We start from the raw sequence: 17,089 nt of genomic DNA, 5'->3' as shown, positions 1-17,089 counted from the left end.
AGAAGGTATTGAGGATGATAAGGAACAGTATTAATTTTGCTATCAGTAATTTAATCGGAGCTATTATTGTAATGATTTTAAATAAGAAGTTTAATATCAGCAAAAAAGTTAATGACATAATAGTATTTACGTTTCTGGTTACGTCATTTGCTATAGGTGTAGTGTTCGATATTATGACCAATATTTCAATATATGTTTATATTTACACGATTTGTTATGGAATGGTTACGGGGTCGTTTATGGGTACGTGGCTGGTAAATAAGCGAAATAAGAAATGAGAATATATGAGATGAGAATATGAACTTGGAAAATAGCTAATGGTGCATATGTATGCGCTGTATCTATAATATGGAATTTTAAGATAGGAGGGAAAAAAGGTGAATTGTTTTAAAAAGCACCCATATCGCAGGACTTTAACAATCATTTTGTTGGCGGTTTTGTTGCTTTCTGGCTGCAAAGAAAACCAACCGAACAACTTGAGTGAAAGCATACCCAACACTTCCAATAGTGAAAGCATACCCAACACTTCCAATAGTGAAAGCATTCCGAACACTTCTAATTTTTTTTCATATAGTGCAAAGGAAAAATCTGCTGAAAACCACATATTTTTTAATTATCCGCAATTTAAAGAAACGATAGCCAATACCGATGAAGTGAATGAACTAATTATGGAATTTGTGGAATTATCTGTACAAAATTCGTGCGCTGGAGAATTCAAGGGAAGCCTCAAGGATTCTACTGAGGAATGGAATAATAAGCAAAATAGTGTTCGAACGATGAATATTAGCTATAAAATCACACGAAGCGATTTTGATTATCTCAGCGTCACTTTTGATGGAGGATTTAATCATATAAAAGCGGCGCATCCCCTTAATTATTTCAATTCGCTAATTATTGACTTGAAAAAATGTGAGGTAGTTTCATTGTCTGATTTGTATTATATTAATACTGATTTTGTGGAATTGGTTCAAAAAAAAATTAAGGAACAAATTAGAGCGGGTTTAGCTAACAAGTTAGGTGTTTTAATTGATGAGATACCTAAAAAAGTCGAAGAATATTTACTTGATCTTGGTAATGAAGCATTATTAGAGATTTTGCAGCAAGCTAATAAAGAGATTAATTCTGGATATTTTTGCTTTATGACTGATGATGCTTTAGGCATTAGCGTTCCTATAGCTCACGCATATGGTGATCACTTTGAAATAATGATTGCCTACGATGAATTAAAATCTTTTGTAAAATAATGTTTTAAAATTATTACAAATAAGCATTTTAATAAAATGTCCACAAATAATATCATCATTACATAGGAATACAATAATACATATTAAACTAAAACAAACATATAAAATACAATATTTTATTCATTGACTTTGCACAAAAATCATTAGCCCATTACGAAAACTGCTCAAATTACTATATAAATAAGAAAGTAGGACAGCTGTGAATAAAGAAAATATTAAGGCTACGAATAAGAAAAGTATTAAAGCATTTTTGGAATATAATAAAAGAGCAATTGATGAAAAATGGATTTTTAATGCTATGATTACAAATATTATTCTTTTTTATGTTGGTTGTTTTTTTAGTGAATATAAAATTATAAATATTATAACGTGTTCTATAATTAATATAGGAATGGTATATATTTATATTTATTTTTTTAAAAAAATCAAGCATGATTATAAAAACATACTACTAGTTTATGGGATTTATTTATGGGAGCTATCAATTAGTTGTAATTATTTGGCGTTTCATTTACTTATTATAAAATTTAAATATCCGTTAATTTTATTTTTGTTTTTACTTGTAGGTAGTATTGTTATAATTATATATACATACTTTAGTATAAAATATAATATTAAAAAAGGTAAATATATTAATAAAAAGGATCCTGCTATTAATATTACCTTAATAGCATGTTTTGGAGTTGGTCTATCAAATATTCTATATTCATCTCATAATGAAACGTCATTAAATAGTATTTTGTTTGTGTTAGGAGTATGCATATGTATATTTGGTTTGTTTTGCGCTAGCTTTATACAAATCATTATGCATTATTACTATTATAAGATTTATGAATCTCTGTAAAAAACTAATGTCAATAAATCTTTCCAGTTTCTATTTCCATATGTATTATAGTGTATCGGCAGGACATGGCATGATGTATTCTGACTTTATTACATCAAATAAAAATGTTGGTTATTTATCTTCGGTATTTATTTGTTATGAGAGAGCGGGCGTGTCACATGCTGACCGGCGTCAGAACAATTCTATATATTGGTCAAATTGTTTTAGATGATAAGGGGTTAATTATATGAAGTATTTTAAAAAAACAATTATATTTACGTTGGTTTGTATAGTCTTAATTGTAATTATTTTCTTTTTACTTGATAACAAAATTAATCCTAAAAAAAATACAGAAACAACTTCTGAATCTTTCATTATTACAGATTGTTTTCCAGATTATTCGTCTATTATTGATGAATATCAAAAATTTGTAGATCAATTAATTAATGAAGGTATAGAAAGTGTCTTTGATAATGAAATATTTACAACACCTGATACTGACCTTAGCTACAATTGGAACTGTATGATGACTGAAACAAATATTTGGTCATATCGGAAATTCCCAAAGAACAGAGAAGCCTTTGGATACGCTTTGGAAGATCTGAATGGAAATGGTACTCCCGAGTTGGTTTTACTTTTGAAAGATTACACAGTGCTTGCTGTTTTTTCAACGGTAAACGGAAAGCCAAAGCTGTTGGATGCATATTGGCCAAAGCATAGATGTGCTATTTATAATTCGGGTCTTTTGTATACACTAAGCAGTGGTGGTTCAGCATATTGGGAGTATGCAATACATCAAATATCGCAAGATGGTAGTAAACTTATTGCCGTGGAGCAATATGGAAGTGATGATGATCTTTACAAGATAATTAATGGAGAAAAATATAATATAAGTGAATTGGAATTAGAAGAATTTCAGAAAAAATATCCTATTCTCTCTGATACTTATGCTAGTGAAATAACCGAAAATTCTGGGATTAGATTTGTTTCGTTGTTTGACTGACTTCAATATGCACAATTCAAATAAAAAAGATTAAACAGGTAACGCAGTTTATTTACTTATAAGATTTAAAGACAAACTACCATTATAGTGATACAATTACAGAGTAAAGCACTTGTTGAAACACTGAGTGCTTCTATATAATAAGAAAAAATAAAGGATTATAATCATATGAAATTTATAAATGAACATATTAAAAGCAAAGAATTCAAATCAGTTTATCTTATTTATGGAGAAGAGGACTATTTAAAAAAGCAGAGCAGAGACAAACTCAAGATGGCAATTATTGGTGATGATACAATGAATTATTCTTATTATGAAGGTAAGAAGATTGATATCAAGGGCCTCATTAGCACTGGGGATACAATGCCTTTTTTTGCAGAGAGAAGATTGATAATTGTAGAAAATAGTGGGCTTTTCAAATCAGCGTCTGATGATATCGTGGATTTCATTAAGAAGCTACCTGATTATCTAAACGTGATATTTATAGAATCAGAAGTAGACAAGCGAAACCGGTTATATAAGGCAGTGAATGAAAATGGTTATATTGCGGAAATGAAGTTTCAAGAAGTTTCTGTTTTATCTAGATGGATTGCAGGGCTCCTAAGAGATGAACAAAAGACAATGGATCGATTTGCACTAGAATTATTTATCACAAAAGCAGGAACTCAAATGGGCAACATTAAGTGCGAACTGGAAAAATTGGTTAGTTACACGATGGGTAGAGATCAGATAACGATTGAGGATGTCGATGCTGTATGTACAACACAGACAACTAGCAAAATATTTGATATGATTACAGCAATTGCAATGAAGAATCAAAAACAAGCGTTGGATCTATATTATGATTTACTTTTACTAAAAGAACCGCCTATGAGAATTATGTATCTTGTTATAAGGCAGTTTAATATGATGCTTCAAGTAAAGGAGCTTATAATTGAAAGATATGATAATGCCAATATAAGTAAAAAACTTGGTGTTGCTAATTTCCTAGTTGGAAAATATATTGCACAATCAAAAAGTTTTTCATTCAAAGAAATCAAAGGTGCGTTGGAAGAATTCGCTACAACAGAACATGATGTTAAAACCGGACGACTTGATGATAAGACTGGGGTTGAACTTGTAATTATCAAATATAGTGAGAAAAAAAGTGCCGCGAAGTAAGTGTAGTGCGAAATAAGTGTAATGCGAATTACGTGCAAAATAAATGTGTTGAGATATATTTAGCTGAACAACAGAAAAAGAAGATAGTACAAAATAAAGCTTACTTTATTTTGTACTATCTTCTTTTTCAATTGTTTATCTCGTTACTACGAGAATTATGCCATTTCATTAACAGCTTTTGTTAAACGAGACATTTTTCTAGCAGCAGTATTTTTATGAAAAATCCCTTTTGATGTTGCTTTTGAAATCTCGCTGATAGCTTCTATTAATATTGTTTGAGCAACAGCCTTATCGCCTGCAGTTACCGCAACATCAACTTTTTTAACAAATGATTTTACTTTTGATTTAATTGCTTTGTTTCTAATTGCTCTAACTTCAGCAATCAAAACTCTTTTCTTAGCAGATTTTATGTTAGCCAATCCGTACACCTCCAAAATGTTTATTATTATTATTAATATTAATCTAAAATGTAATTTGTTTTGCATTATTGCCGGACACGGACGAATTAATGAAAACATACTAATGAATTATATTATATAGGACTTAAGATGTCAATACATAATTTTGATTAAAAGGTGAAAACTACACTTATTACAGTTATGCGATATAGAATTAATTTTAAAAAGTAGATTTAAGTTAGATTCGTGCCAATGGTACAAATTTAGGATGTGTTTTGCAAAAGCAAGGCACAGGAATGGAGAGATATATGCAAAAATTAGAAAAATTTGAAATCAGAACAGATTTAGCATTAGAGGCGAATGAACAGGTTAATAAGTCTGACACAAAACTGAAAGGTATTATTGTGAAAGAAGATCATAATAAAAAATTAGGTGTCCTGGTTACACGTTTAACAGTAACAAATAAAATGGGAGAGAAAGCCATAAATAAGCCGATGGGCAATTATATCACAATAGAGTCTCAAAAATTAGCAAGTGGTGATGAAGAATATAACAATCAAATATCAGAAATAATCGCAAAAAATATTTTAGAATTGATTAAGGAACATTTAACAAAAAAGAAATTATCGATCTTGGTGGTAGGACTAGGAAATAGGGATGTTACACCAGATTCACTAGGACCAGATGTCGTAGACAATATATTTATTGATAGACATTATAATGAGGAAGGAGATATTGTTCTTAGCGGAATGGTTCCAGGGGTAATGGCGCAGACCGGTATGGAAACTGCAGAGATAATAAAAGGTATCGTAAATGAAGCGAAACCAGATATCGTAATCGCAATTGATGCGTTGGCGGCTAGAAATAGTAGTCGATTAAATACAACGGTGCAATTATCTGATAAAGGGATTCATCCAGGCTCGGGTGTTGGTAATCATCGTACGGGAATCACACAAGAAACAATAGGTGTACCAGTAATTGCAATAGGTGTACCCACAGTAATTGATGCCCCTACGATTGTGAATGATACGATGGAAAATCTAATCAAAGCATTTTCAACATCCAAAGAATTACAAGGACTTGTAAAAACCCTATCAGATTTTACGCCTACCGAAAAATATAATTTAATCAAAGAAATTATTAGCCCAGAAATGGCGGATATGTACGTTACACCAAAGGATGTTGATGCAACAATTAAAAGAATAGGATATACATTGTCTGATGCAATTAATATTGCAGCGGGTAAAAAATAGGTAATAAGACAAGCTATTCCTCGAATATACTTTTGTAGATATATAAGTTGGGGGATGCAGCATGAAAAGGTACAAGTACCGAATGAGACAAATGGGAATTAACATAAATAAAATGGTAAGAGCGCTAATTATATTGATAATCGCTATATTATTTATTATGTTCTTATTAAATAGATGTAATAATAAAGATATTTCCGATAAAGTAATCTCATTGATTGGGGAAAAAATATATGCATCAGAAATGCCAATTAATTCATATATGGATGAACTTGATTCGTATACGCCTGAAAATTGGATCAATAAATTTGTTTGTTTTATTTATCCAATCAATAATTATATTGGAACATCAGATTCGGCAGTTTATGTGGGTGATTTTAATGAAACCACTAGTCCTAATAGTTCAAATCCAAATCCAGAAAATGCTTCAAGTGCTAATAATGAGACAACGGCGGATGAAACAAATACGACTGCTGCCAATGTTGACACAAATGGTGGCACACAGGCTGCCACTACTACAACCACTACGCAAACTGCAAGTCCAACCGAGATATCGGCTAAAGTTGCTGAAGCATTTTCAAACAATATTATTACAGGAAGTGTTTATCCAAAACTAAGTCTGGAAAATTTCAACTTTCTTTATAGCAATTTTTATACAGTTACGAGTATAACAACCCTAAAGGATAGTATGCTTCGTCCGAAAGAATTTTTGGCAAAGGATATGACAGTTACGCATGATGCCTCCACTCCACAAATATTAATATTTCACACGCATTCTCAAGAAACATTTACAGATTCTGTAGAAGGGGATCCTAGTACATCAATTGTTGGGGTTGGAGAATATCTGACCCAGATACTAAAACAAAAATATGGACTGAATGTAATCCATGATTCTTCCGTATATGATTATGTAAATGGAGTGCTAGATAGAAGCAAAGCCTATGACTATTCGGAAGCGGGAATTAAGAAGATATTGGAGGAAAATCCTTCTATAGAAGTCGTAATCGATTTGCATAGGGATGGGGTACCAGATACAACACATCTGGTTACAGATGTAAATGGGAAGCAAACAGCAAAAATAATGTTCTTTAACGGGTTGAGTTACTCAAATATAAATGGTAATATCTCATATCTTAATAATCCTTATAGAGACGATAATTTGGCAATGAGCCTTCAGATGCAATTACTTGGAAATGCATATTATCCAGGGTATTTAAGGCGTATTTATGTAAATGCATATCGGTATTGTTTACATTTGCGGGGGAAATCGATGCTGATAGAAGCAGGTGCACAGACAAATTCCGTTGAAGAAGAGATGAATGCAATGGAACCGTTGGCCGATGTTTTAAATAAATTGCTCAGTGGTCAGAAGGCTTATCAATAAAAAACTACTTACTTTACAATAATACTTATGAATGATATTATTCTAATATTATATAAAATACATGGTTTTTTCATATAAAAAACATGGTAATATGATGAAGCTTATTGAAATTAAAAAAACAAAAGAGGCAGACAGATGACTTTGAAACAATTAAGATATGCACTGGTAGTAGCAGAAACTGGTTCTATGAATGAAGCTGCAAAACAACTTTTTATTTCACAGCCTAGTTTATCCGGTGCAATAAAGGAATTGGAAAGTGATGTGAATATAACAATATTTTCTCGAAATACAAAAGGTGTTAGTCTTACCAATGAGGGAGAGGGATTTTTGGGATATGCCCGTCAGATCCTTAACCAAGTAGAACTACTTGAAGAAAAATATTTAGATGGTGATAATCTTAAGAAAAAGTTTGGTGTATCTACGCAGCATTATTCGTTTGCAGTTAAAGCATTTGCTGAAATGATCAAGGGCTTTGATATGAATGAATATGAATTTGCTTTACGGGAGACGAAAACATTTGATGTGATAAAGGATGTCAGCAGTGGAAAAAGTGAACTAGGTATACTTTATACAAATGATTTTAATGAAAAAGTCTTGAATAAATTATTCAGAGAGAACCAGTTGGAATTTGAACATTTATTTCGATGTAAAGGATATGTATATTTATGGAAAGAACATCCACTGGCTACAAAGAAAAAGATATTAATGTCAGAGCTTGTAGAATATCCATGTCTTTCCTTTGAACAAGGCGATAATAATTCATTCTATTTTGCTGAAGAAATCCTTAGTACTTATGATTACAAGAAGAAAATAAAGGCAAGTGACAGGGCAACGTTATTGAATCTTATGGTCGCATTGAATGGATACACATTATGTTCAGGCTTTATATGTGAAGAATTGAATGGCGGAGATTACAGGGCTATTCCATTGGATGAAGATGTAATTATGAATATTGGTTATATTAAACGAAAACATATGATTATAAGTAACATTGGAGAAATATATATTGAAAAATTGAAAGATTATATAAATGGCTTGCTATAGATAATAACTATAGCAAGCTATATTTTTTGCCTATTATACAAAATCAGAAAAGAATGTTATATTAAATCATATTAAACAGATAGGAATAATAGAATCAATAAAATCACTCAGAAAGGATACGCTTATGATTGAATTAAGAAATATTAATAAGTCATTTACTTCAGGAAGCAAATTGATAGAAGCGGCAAAAGATGTGAATTTAAAAATTGAAGATGGAGAAATATTTGGAATTATTGGTTATAGTGGGGCTGGTAAAAGTACGTTGGTACGTTGCATAAATTTACTTGAGCGTCCAACCTCTGGTCAGGTTTTCTTTGATGATATTGAACTTACGGCGTTGAAGCCATCACAACTTAGAAAAGAAAGAGAAAATATAGGAATGATTTTTCAGCAGTTTAATCTATTTCCTTCCAGAACAGTATATCAGAATGTTGCTTATCCACTGAAACATAGTGGATTAAGTAAAAAGGATAAAAAAGCAAAGATAGAAGATTTGCTAAAGTTGGTAGAGCTTGATAATAAAACGAAAGCTTATCCATCGCAGCTAAGTGGTGGACAAAAGCAAAGAGTAGCCATTGCAAGAGCGCTTGCAAGCAATCCTAAAATACTACTTTGCGATGAGGCTACTAGCTCGCTTGATCCACAGACGACACATTCGATTTTGAATTTACTTAAAAGCTTGAATAAAAAGCTTGGAATTACGATTATTCTTATTACGCATGAAATGAATGTTATAAAAGAAATCTGTGATCGCGTTGCAGTAATGGAAAATGGAAGTGTAGTTGAAAGCGGAGATGTATTTACAATATTCGCATCCCCGATTCAACCGATAACAAAGGAATTTATAGATACTACATCCAATTTATCAAAGATACACCAGTTGATAGAGGAAGAGGCCGCCATAACCAAAATTCAGCCAGGTGAGTGCATCGTTAAGTTTAAATATCTTATCCGTAGTTCATCAGAAGCTTTGGTTTCGACTATATCCCAACTATATCATATAGACGTAAACATTATTTTTGGAAATGTTGAATTGATTGGTTCAGAGCCACTGGGTGGATTGGTATCGATACTCAGTGGAAAATCAGAAGATATAGAAGGCGCATTAGAGTATTTAAGAAATAAGAATGTTGGTGTGGAGGTGATTCTTGATGCAAGAAATATTTAGTAAGTATTTTCCCAATGTCATAAAAAAACTTCCTGAATTTCATGAAAGTATTAACCAAACATTGGATATGGTTATTCGTTCAGGATTAATTGCAATAATTATTGGAACTTTTTTTGGTATTATACTAGTTGTTACGAAAAAAAATGGAGTCTTTGATAACATCGTTATTTTTCAAATCGTTGATAAATTAGTGAATTTATTTCGGGCTATTCCATTCATTATTTTACTTACATTCGTAATGCCACTATCCAGATCAATTATGGGTACTGCAATCGGAGTTGATGGAGCAATTATTCCGTTGATTTTTGGAACCGTTCCATTCTTTTCAAGACAGATAGAAAGTGCACTGGCAGAGATTTCACCAGGACTTATTGAAGTGGCGGAGTCCATGGGAAATACCAAAATACAAATAATTCTCAATGTTTATTTGCGAGAAAGTATTCCACAGATTGCAAGAGCAATATCAATTACGTTAATTAGTCTGATTGGATTAACTGCAATGGCTGGTGCTGTAGGTGCAGGTGGACTTGGTGATTTTGCAATAAGATATGGACATGACAGAAATCAGACCGACGTTACTTATGCAACGATTATTATTTTAGTACTTATGGTTAGTGTAATACAGATAATTGGTAGTTTTATAGCAAAAAAGAATACTCATTAAGGAGGAATTGACATGAGTTTAAATATTAGAAAAGCGATTATTATAGGTGCTGGGCATGTAGGCTCTCATGCGGGATATGCTTTGGCTTCGCAGGGAATCGTAGATGAAATTGTGTATATAGATATAGATGTTAAAAAAGCAAAAGCGCAAGCACTAGATATTTTTGATTCTACAGTTTATTTGCAAAGACATTTGATTGTAAAGGCAGGCAACTACGCTGATGCAAAAGATGCAGACTTGCTTATTATTGCAGCAGGCCCCTTGCCAGATATGACAAAAGGGCAGACAAGAATGGATACATTAAAACAAACAGTTGAAATTTTGAAGGATATAATTGTTAACATTAAGAATTCAGGATTCAACGGAATTATACTGAGCATTTCTAATCCAGCAGATGTAATTGCACATTATGTGCAGCAAAAGCTTGATTATCCAGCAAATAAAATAATATCTACTAGTACTACCTTAGATTCCGCAAGACTTAGAAGAGCGATCGCTGAGGAAACAGGAGTGGATCAGAAATCGGTATATGCATATGCGTTAGGAGAGCACGGTGAAAGCCAGATGGTTCCTTGGTCTACGTCCACTATTGCTGGAAAACCTATCTTAGAATTAATCCTGGAAAAACCGGAAAAATACGGAAAACTTGACCTTGAAGGAATTGCAGCAAAAGCCAAGGCTGGCGGGTGGCAAATTTTAAGAGGAAAAGGTTCAACTGAATTTGGAATTGGTGCTGCAATAGCAGAAGTTTCAAGAGCAATTCTTGGAGATGAAAAGAGAGTCTTGCCTGTATCTGTATTATTAAATGGAGAATATGGACAGACGCAAGTATACGCCAGTGTGCCTACTGTATTAGGTATTCATGGCGTAGAGGAAATAATAGAACTGAATATGACAGACCTCGAAAAAGAACAGTTTGATCAATCCTGTAAGACAATGGCTGAAAATTATAAGTTGGCATTATCCTTCTAAACATGGTGACGCTATAGACTTTTCCTATAACAATTAATTGAATTTTCTGATTTTACAAACATTGATTTAAGTGGTAATATAAAATACATATAATTCATAGTATAATGATATGAAAGATAGGAAAAAGAAAGGAAGTATAGTAATGAAAGTAATGAAAGCCAATCAGACAAAAATAAAAAAGGGATTACGAATGTGTTGCTGCTAGTATATTGATTTGTTAAATATATAAAATATGAGGAATACATAATGACACTTAGTAAAAAAATATGGAGGAATATGATATGAAGAATATTAAAAAAATTATTACAGGATTACTTATTATAACGACGTTAGCCGCAAGTATTACAGCTTGTGGAAAAAGTGAGACTTCAAAAGCTACATCCAGTTCAACTATAGTTAAGCTTGGAGTGGTTGGGTCTGTATATGAAGAACTTTGGACCCCTGCAAAGGCACTTCTTGCAGGAGAAGGAATTGATTTGCAGATTGTTCAGTTCTCAGATTACACAACACCTAACAATGCATTGAATAGTGGAGAAATAGATCTAAATGCATTTCAACATCAGATATATCTGGAAACGGAAGTTAAAAATTATGGATACGAAGTAGAACCAATTGGATATACATTTATCATTCCATTAAACGTATATTCCAAAAAAGTAACATCAATTAGTAAACTTAAAGACGGAGATACCATTGCAATTCCAAATGATGTTACAAACGGTGGACGCGCATTAAAAGTTCTTGCAGCAGCGGGATTAATTAAAATCAAAAGTACTGCCGCATTTAATCCTACAGTAGAGGATATTGAGACTTATAATGTTAAAATTACAATTAAAGGATTAGCAGCTAACACAATTCCATCGATATTGGAAGATGTAACTGCAGCAGTTGTAAATGGCAACTTTGCACTTGATTTTGGTTTGAAAACAAGTGAAGCAATCTTTAAAGATACAAGTATTGACCAACAAAAGTATTGGAATCTGATTGCTGCAAAATCATCAAATCTGAAAGATCAATCAAAAGTTGAAGTATATAAGAAGGTTGTTGAAGCATTTCAAACAGAGGATACAAAAAAAGTATTTAACGATAAATATGGCGGATACTTTATCAGCGAAGGTTGGGATCAAGATTTATTGAAGTAAATAGAAATGATTTTAGAGGTTCGAGGTGAATGGGAATATGAGTGTTCAATATGATGATTTGAAAGATTTGGTGAAGAATGAGAATCAGATAATGATAGATAATATTCCTGATGAATATTTAACCGATACATTAAAAAGGTTAAGAGGATATGCCGATGTAGTAATTAAGCCTACAAGTACGGAAGAAGTAAGCAAAATATTGAAATGGGCTTATGAAAGAGAAGTGCCTGTTACACCAAGGGGAGCGGGAACCAACTTAGTGGGTTCCACAGTTCCTGACCATGGTGGAATTGTACTGGATCTATCTTTGATGAATCATATTTTGGAATTGGATTATGAAACGCTTACAGCTACAATTGAAGCTGGAGTGTTATTACAGGATTTCCAACAATATGTGGAGGAAAAAGGTTTGTTTTACCCACCAGATCCTGGTGAAAAGACCGCATCAATTGGTGGGAATATCAGTACAAATGCAGGTGGCATGAGAGCTGTAAAGTATGGTGTTACAAGAGATTATGTAATGGGACTTGAGATTGTCCTTGCGGATGGCAGGATATTGAATGTAGGAAGTAAGAACATAAAAGACAGTTCCGGACTTTCTCTTAAGAATCTTATAGTAGGCTCAGAGGGAACCTTAGCGATAATTACAAAATGTATCTTAAAACTTATTCCTAAGCCTGAGATTTCAATCAGTGTAGTAGTACCATTTGACAGTCTTGAATCCGGACTTGAAAGCGTACTAACAATCATAAAGGAAAATGCAAATCCGACAGCAATTGAATTTGTAGAAAGAAAGGTAATTAAGTTGGGAGAAGCCTTCTTAAAACTTTCTTTTCCGTACCCCAATGCACAAGCATATATTATCTTAACGTTTGACGGAAAAAAAGATGAAGTTTCAGCTAATCTTTCCAGAATTAAAGAAGTTGTATTACATAAAAGCGCATTGAATTTTATTATACTTGATGATAAAAAGCTGAGCGAAAATGTGTGGAAAATCAGAAGTGTACTGGTAAAGGCAGTAGAAGCCGTATCGGAGCAGGAACCGGTAGACATTGTAGTTCCAATAAACAAAACATTAGAATTTATTAAATATGTAAATAAATTGGAAAAAGAAACAGAAATGCAGATGGTAAGCTTTGGGCATGCGGGTGATGGAAATGTTCATTTGTGCGTAGTCAGAGGAAATAGAGTTGAGAGTGAATGGATAAAAGAAAAACATGAAAATATGGCAAAGCTTTATAGCAAAGCTTATGAACTTGGAGGAATTACTTCAGGGGAACATGGAATTGGGTTAACGAAGAAAGAATATTTCTTAAATGAAACTAAGAATATCAATCTGGAACTTATGAGAAAGATAAAATCTGACTTTGACGAAAAGCATATTTTAAATAGCCATATTTCATATAATTTATAGGCATTAAGGAGATATTTCTATGAGAGAATTAAGTAAAAGAACAGCAGGATTTACGGATTCTGTAATTCGACGAATGACACGTATTTCAAATCAGTTTGGAGCAATTAATCTTTCTCAGGGATTCCCGGATTTTGAACCACCAAAAGAGATTACGGATAGACTTGTGCAGGTAGCTGCAGAAGGACCTCATCAGTATGCAGTTACATGGGGAGCACAGAATTTCAGAGAAGCACTTGCAAAAAAGCAAGAGCATTTTTCTGGAATGCAAATAGATCCCAATTCAGAAATTGTAATTACATGTGGAAGTACTGAGGCGATGATGGCAGTGATGTTGTCAGTGACAAACCCAGGTGATAAGGTTATAATTTTTTCTCCTTTCTATGAAAATTATGTAGCTGATACTATATTATCAGGAGCACAACCAATATATGTACCTTTAAATCCACCTTCTTTTGCGTTTGATGCGGATGTGCTTGAAGATGCATTTAAACAAAATGCAAAAGCACTAATTTTATGTAATCCTTCAAATCCATGTGGAAAAGTTTTCTCGAAAGAAGAATTAAAAATAATTGCAGATTTGGCAATTAAATATGATACGTATGTAATTACAGATGAGGTGTATGAGCATATTATATATGAACCATATAAACATACATATTTGGCAACATTGCCAGGTATGCGCGAACGTACGATTGAATGTAGTTCATTATCAAAGACATATTCTATTACCGGATGGAGATTGGGATATGTAATTGCACCACCAGAAGTGATTGACAGGGTAAAGAAAGTGCATGATTTCCTGACAGTTGGAGCCGCAGCTCCATTAATGGAAACTGCTATTGTTGGATTGAAATTTGGAGATGAATATTATAAGCAGCTTCAAGAACACTATACGCATATGAAGAAGCTATTTATTACAGGACTAACGGATTTGAACTTGACATTTACTGAGCCACAGGGAGCTTATTATGTGCTTGTTGATATTAGTGAATTTGGATATAAGAGTGATTTGAAATTCTGTGAGGATCTGGCGAGTAAGGTGGGGGTTGGAGCAGTTCCAGGCTCTAGCTTTTTCAATGAGGATGTGAATCATTTGATTCGTTTTCATTTTGCAAAAAAGGATGAAACCTTATATAAAGCATTGGATAATCTTTCAGAAATTAGAAATAAATTAAAATGAGTCAATCATATTGGATATGAGCAGCTGGATGTTAGTTCAGCTGTTTTATTTATGTAAAAGAATAGGGAGAAGGACCTGTGATACTATTGGTTTGACTGTTATTTTGAAGTTAACAGATTTTACAGTATTGTTTATTATCAGCTGTTCAGTTATAATTACCATATTCCTAAAACGTGATAAAGGAGCTTGAAAGTGTTAAATATAAGAGAATATTTAAAAAATAACAGATTAATTATGGACGGTGCTATGGGTACCTATTATTCAGACCTAGAGGGTGATGAAAGTGCATTTTCAGAGTTTGGAAATATCAATAGACCAGAAATAATCGAAAAAATCCATAGTGATTATATTAATGCTGGCGCTAAGCTTATTCGTACGAATTCATTTGCAACTAGTATTGAAGCTCTTGGTGTCACTGTTTTTGAGCAGAAAAGAATCATTGAGGCCTCTTGCGAAATAGCGAAGAGAGCTGCAAAAGATAAAGCGTATGTAGCAGGTGACATCGGCCCGATTAAAGAGAACGCAGAAAGCACTGAGAGTGAGATATTAGATGAATATATTAGAATGTGTGATATATTTTTAGCTGCTGATGTGGATGTTATTTTATTTGAAACATTTTCTGATATGATCTATATTAAACAACTTGTAAAATATATTCGTTCCAAAAAAGATGTTTTTATAATGACAAATTTTTGTCTGAATAAAAATGGTTTTACTAGGAATGGATTAAGTGCAACAAAGATTTTAAGTGAATTGGCACAAATTGATGAAATTGACGCGTGTGGATTTAATTGTGGTATTGGTTCGGGTCACATGAGCAATATTATGAAAAAATTAAAATATCCATCGAACAAATATATTGCATGTATTCCTAATGCAGGCTATCCGGAACAGATGCAAAACCGCATGATATTTATGGATAATGTCGATTATTTTTCGAATAATATGAAAGCTATTGCTGATTTAGGAATCGATATAGTCGGAGGTTGTTGTGGTACTAGACCAACATATATAAAAAAGCTTGCTGAAAAGATAGATTTAAAACCAGTAAAAAAAGTATCGTTTTTAGGTAGTGACATTGCTGAAGTACATAAAGAACTTAGAAAAAATGTATTTTATAGCAAGTTTGAAACTGGAAAAAAGGTAATTGCAGTTGAGTTGGATCCCCCCTTTGATGCTGATTATGAGAAGTTAGTCGAGTATGCACATACCCTTAAGAAACAAGGCGTTGATATTATAACAATGGCAGATTCACCAATGGGGAGAAGCCGGGTGGATTCCATTTTAATGAGTGTAAAACTTGCAAACGAAACTGGGATTAATGTAATGCCACATATTTGTTGCCGTGATAAGAATATGATTGCAATTCGCTCCACTTTGTTAGGTGCTTATATCAATGATATAAGGGATTTATTATTAGTTACAGGCGATCCTGTGCCTAGTGAAAGCAGAAGGCTAACAACAGGCGTATTTGACTATAATTCAATACAACTGATGAATTTTGTAAAAGAAATGAATCAGGAGCATTTTGCGGATGAGCCATTCTATTATGGTGGCGCATTAAATCCTACAATGGGTAAAATCGATAATATTATCGACCGTATACAAAAGAAAATCGATGCAGGATGCAAGTATTTTTTGACACAACCAGTATATTCTGATGATGCGATTGAGCGGTTGGCAGAAATTAAAAGACGAGTTGACACGAAGATACTATGTGGAATCATGCCACTTGTAAGTTATAGAAATGCGAACTTTATGAAAAATGAATTTATTGGGATTGATATTCCAGATAATATAGTAGCAAGATACCGGCCTGAGATGAGCAAAGAAGAAGGCGAAGAAACAGGAGCCAAGATTGCGCGAGAACTTATGGAAAAACTGAATCCGATCGTGGATGGGTACTATTTTATGCTTCCATTCAATAGGGTGAGTTTGATTGGGAAAATATTGGGGTAGTATAGTAAATTGAATCATGTTAATCTCAATGGGAAAATGAACCATTGAGTATAAATTTGAGTTATGATAACATGTTAATATATCGAAAGAAAATAGTATGAATGTTTGGCGCTTTTTGAATTACATATAGTATATAGAATTATTTGAAAATCATTAAACTTTATGCTTATTAAAACAAAATAAATTATAAATAACTTCTCGGAGTTAGCATCTACTGGTGCAAATGTAAATTGACAATTGAATATTGGTGGTTTTGGAAAAAAAGAAGAGATTTTGTGTACCA

Annotated in this window: 16 protein-coding genes; 15 read left to right on the top strand and 1 reads right to left on the bottom strand. The window is 32.8% G+C overall.

Features of this window, described 5'->3' with window-relative positions:
• The first annotated feature begins 14 nt into the window (after positions 1-14).
• From BMY18_RS12910 to holA, 5 genes are all read left to right on the top strand, one after another.
• A complete protein-coding gene (locus BMY18_RS12910; protein WP_092454687.1) occupies positions 15-278 on the top strand; it encodes a hypothetical protein in 264 nt (87 codons plus the stop codon).
• A 99-nt stretch (positions 279-377) separates the two neighbouring features.
• Complete coding sequence (locus BMY18_RS12905; RefSeq protein ID WP_092454685.1) at positions 378-1,244, top strand: hypothetical protein; 867 nt, start codon at positions 378-380, stop codon at positions 1,242-1,244.
• Between the two features lie 199 nt (positions 1,245-1,443).
• A complete protein-coding gene (locus tag BMY18_RS21085) occupies positions 1,444-2,088 on the top strand; it encodes a hypothetical protein (RefSeq protein ID WP_092454683.1) in 645 nt (214 codons plus the stop codon).
• A 226-nt stretch (positions 2,089-2,314) separates the two neighbouring features.
• A complete protein-coding gene (locus BMY18_RS12895; RefSeq protein WP_092454681.1) occupies positions 2,315-3,070 on the top strand; it encodes a hypothetical protein in 756 nt (251 codons plus the stop codon).
• 168 nt (positions 3,071-3,238) lie between these two features.
• Positions 3,239-4,231 carry a DNA polymerase III subunit delta gene (holA, locus tag BMY18_RS12890; RefSeq protein ID WP_092454679.1) on the top strand — a complete coding sequence of 331 codons (993 nt, stop codon included), beginning with the start codon at positions 3,239-3,241 and terminating at the stop codon, positions 4,229-4,231.
• A gap of 155 nt (positions 4,232-4,386) precedes the next feature.
• Here holA and rpsT read toward each other — a convergent pair whose 3' ends face one another.
• Positions 4,387-4,650, bottom strand: coding sequence for a 30S ribosomal protein S20 (gene rpsT, locus BMY18_RS12885; RefSeq protein WP_092454677.1), 264 nt, complete (start codon positions 4,648-4,650; stop codon positions 4,387-4,389).
• Positions 4,651-4,937: 287 nt separating this feature from the next.
• Between rpsT and gpr the strand changes: the two genes are divergently transcribed.
• The 10 genes from gpr (at position 4,938) to BMY18_RS12835 (ending at position 16,806) form a co-directional block, all read left to right on the top strand.
• Positions 4,938-5,882 carry a GPR endopeptidase gene (gene gpr, locus BMY18_RS12880; RefSeq protein WP_092454675.1) on the top strand — a complete coding sequence of 315 codons (945 nt, stop codon included), beginning with the start codon at positions 4,938-4,940 and terminating at the stop codon, positions 5,880-5,882.
• A gap of 61 nt (positions 5,883-5,943) precedes the next feature.
• A complete protein-coding gene (locus tag BMY18_RS12875; RefSeq protein WP_242941032.1) occupies positions 5,944-7,263 on the top strand; it encodes a stage II sporulation protein P in 1,320 nt (439 codons plus the stop codon).
• Between the two features lie 135 nt (positions 7,264-7,398).
• Positions 7,399-8,307 (top strand): LysR family transcriptional regulator, encoded by a 909-nt coding sequence (locus tag BMY18_RS12870; protein WP_092454673.1) that lies wholly within the window; start codon positions 7,399-7,401, stop codon positions 8,305-8,307.
• A gap of 124 nt (positions 8,308-8,431) precedes the next feature.
• Positions 8,432-9,475: a methionine ABC transporter ATP-binding protein gene (locus BMY18_RS12865; protein WP_092454671.1), complete on the top strand. Its 1,044-nt coding sequence runs from the start codon at positions 8,432-8,434 to the stop codon at positions 9,473-9,475.
• Complete coding sequence (locus BMY18_RS12860) at positions 9,459-10,139, top strand: methionine ABC transporter permease (RefSeq protein ID WP_092454669.1); 681 nt, start codon at positions 9,459-9,461, stop codon at positions 10,137-10,139. Before BMY18_RS12865 ends, BMY18_RS12860 begins: the two co-directional genes overlap by 17 nt.
• Positions 10,140-10,151: 12 nt before the next feature.
• On the top strand, positions 10,152-11,111 hold the full coding sequence (locus tag BMY18_RS12855) for an L-lactate dehydrogenase (RefSeq protein WP_092454667.1): 960 nt from the start codon (positions 10,152-10,154) through the stop codon (positions 11,109-11,111).
• A gap of 281 nt (positions 11,112-11,392) precedes the next feature.
• Positions 11,393-12,253 carry a MetQ/NlpA family ABC transporter substrate-binding protein gene (locus BMY18_RS12850; protein ID WP_092454665.1) on the top strand — a complete coding sequence of 287 codons (861 nt, stop codon included), beginning with the start codon at positions 11,393-11,395 and terminating at the stop codon, positions 12,251-12,253.
• 37 nt (positions 12,254-12,290) lie between these two features.
• The gene (locus BMY18_RS12845) at positions 12,291-13,667 is read left to right on the top strand and encodes an FAD-binding oxidoreductase (protein ID WP_092454663.1); all 1,377 of its coding nucleotides are present in this window, start codon (positions 12,291-12,293) and stop codon (positions 13,665-13,667) included.
• 19 nt (positions 13,668-13,686) lie between these two features.
• Positions 13,687-14,847: a pyridoxal phosphate-dependent aminotransferase gene (locus BMY18_RS12840; RefSeq protein ID WP_092454661.1), complete on the top strand. Its 1,161-nt coding sequence runs from the start codon at positions 13,687-13,689 to the stop codon at positions 14,845-14,847.
• A gap of 192 nt (positions 14,848-15,039) precedes the next feature.
• The gene (locus BMY18_RS12835) at positions 15,040-16,806 is read left to right on the top strand and encodes a bifunctional homocysteine S-methyltransferase/methylenetetrahydrofolate reductase (protein ID WP_092454659.1); all 1,767 of its coding nucleotides are present in this window, start codon (positions 15,040-15,042) and stop codon (positions 16,804-16,806) included.
• The last annotated feature ends 283 nt before the right edge of the window (positions 16,807-17,089 follow it).

This window comes from [Clostridium] fimetarium (genome assembly GCF_900111235.1).
GTDB lineage: Bacteria > Bacillota > Clostridia > Lachnospirales > Lachnospiraceae > Clostridium_N > Clostridium_N fimetarium.
The sequence above is the reverse complement of the archived record's forward strand: the minus strand, read 5'-3'. Positions and strand labels throughout refer to the sequence as shown.